Genomic DNA, 1916 nt, shown 5'->3' with positions numbered 1-1916 from the left:
CCTTGCAACGCGGGTCGCGCGCGGCGAGCAGCCAGCCGTTCTGCTCGATGGCGAGCAGGTCGACGCGGCGCTGTGCCAGCGGGTGCGAGGCTTGTGGACGCGCCACGTCGGGGAGACCGACGCATAGGATCAGCGGCGCGGGCTCCGAGGCGTAGCGGTCGATCCAGCCCGGCAGCTCGTCCGAGGCGATGGCCTCGTTCGAGAGGTACAGAACGCGCGGATGCGGGCGCGGCTGCGCCACCTCCTGCAGGTGCTTGCCATAGTCGCCACGGGTTCGGACGATCTCGACGCCAAGCGCGCCGGGCCCGCGGTCGAGCTTCTCGATGCGGACGAAGGCGCGCATCGCCTGCGGCTCGAGCAGGATGCGCTCGGCGATGCGTTCGGCCAGCGTCTCGAGCAGGTTCACCCGCTCGGCGGCGAGCTCGATGCCGATCGCCTCGGTCACCCGGTCGTAGGACAGGATGCGGTCGACGTCGTCGTCGAGCGGGCCGCCGGCGGGAGTGACCTCGACCACGATGTCGAAGCGGATGCGCTGGGTGTGGCCGCGTTCGGCCTGGAAGGCGCCGATCTCGACCTCGCGTACGTGCTCGCGCAGGCTGATCCGGTCGCGCGGGGCCTCTCCCTCGGTGGCGATGGCGCGCTCCGACGGGTGTGCAAAGGCGAGGCGGATTTCATTGGCCATGGCAGGGTCCCCCGGCGCGGATCGGCAAGTGTCTGTTTCCCCGGGCCGGCACAAGGCCGAAGCTGCCGGACGGGCCCTGCTGGCGTCTGCCGAAGACCCCTGCGCCCGCCCGCCGTCGCGGAGCGTGTCGCTGCCTATAGCGCAGGCAGAGCACTTGCGCGAGGGCCGGAAGCGGCACTTCCCGGCCCTCGTGCGGCGTCAGTTGCTGCTGACGCGGTAACCGGCGCGGTAGAAGAAGTGGTCGCCGATCGACGCGGTCTTGGTGAACTTGCGCGACCACGAGGGGCGCACCGCGTGGGTATGGTAGAAGGTCGCGCCGTTGGTCAGCGCCCGGGGCGCGCCCGAGAGCATCGCCTTGGCGACCTTGGCGACCCGGTCCCATGCGGCGGGCTCGCTGATGTGCTCGGGCAGGCCGTCGCAGGTGTAGGTGAACTGGCAGGCGTACTTGCGCCCGGTGCCCTGGTTGATCACGCCGCAGACCGAGTTCGGAAAGCGCGGCGAGTCGACCCGGTTCAGGATCACCTCGGCGACGGCGAACTGGCCTTTCAGCGACTCGCCGCGGGCCTCGAAATAGAGCGCCTCGGCCAGGCACTGGAATTGCGCACCACCGCTGGCCTCGGGTTGACTTGCGAGCCAGGCCCTGTCGTAGTTGAACCCACGCACGGCACCGGTCGAGACCGGGGTAATCAAGCCGTTGAGATGGGCCTGTTGGGCGGATTTCAATCCGCGTTGTTCCAACCGGACCAGGCGGCGGATATTATCCTGTTTCACTTCGGCAGCCGCAGGCACGGCTACGGAAAGCGCTGCAAGCGCTATCACGATAGCTTTGATCATCTGTCCCTCAGTTACGTCCCAGGTGCGGCTGCCCCAAACCGCTCAAAACCCGGGCGTCTTTAATAAAAATGTGACTATGGGTCCAGCAGACGAAAAATGAACCGGCAGAATCCGGCTCAAATTTACCATTAACCTACAATATGGAGTGGGTGAGAGGTGAGGGGCTACCCCATCTTGTCCTGAATGGCGAGTTGTGCTGCGGCCAGTCTTGCTACCGGAACGCGAAACGGCGAGCAGCTCACGTAGTCGATTCCGACGCTGCGGCAGAAGGCAATCGATTCGGGGTTCCCTCCGTGCTCGCCGCAGACCGACAGCATGACGCCGCCATTGCCCTGCCGGCCGCGTCCGACACCGATGCGGATGAGCTCGCCCACGCCCTCGGCATCGAGCCGGTGGAAGG

At 67.0% G+C, this 1916-nt stretch carries 3 protein-coding genes; all 3 read right to left on the bottom strand.

Annotated features, from left to right (window positions below; translation table 11 throughout):
- On the bottom strand, window positions 1-682 hold a 682-nt coding region (locus HC022_RS25440; protein ID WP_167454246.1), incomplete at its 3' end, for a dihydroneopterin aldolase.
- Between the two features lie 198 nt (window positions 683-880).
- Window positions 881-1516 carry a cell wall hydrolase gene (locus HC022_RS25435; RefSeq protein ID WP_040383859.1) on the bottom strand — a complete coding sequence of 212 codons (636 nt, stop codon included), beginning with the start codon at window positions 1514-1516 and terminating at the stop codon, window positions 881-883.
- Window positions 1517-1680: 164 nt separating this feature from the next.
- The coding region (locus HC022_RS25430; RefSeq protein ID WP_167454245.1) for a putative PEP-binding protein at window positions 1681-1916 on the bottom strand (236 nt) is incomplete at its 5' end.

The sequence above is a fragment of the Salipiger sp. HF18 genome (assembly GCF_011806505.1).
GTDB classification, from domain to species: domain Bacteria; phylum Pseudomonadota; class Alphaproteobacteria; order Rhodobacterales; family Rhodobacteraceae; genus Salipiger; species Salipiger thiooxidans.
This window is presented reverse-complemented; position numbering and strand designations above follow the sequence as displayed.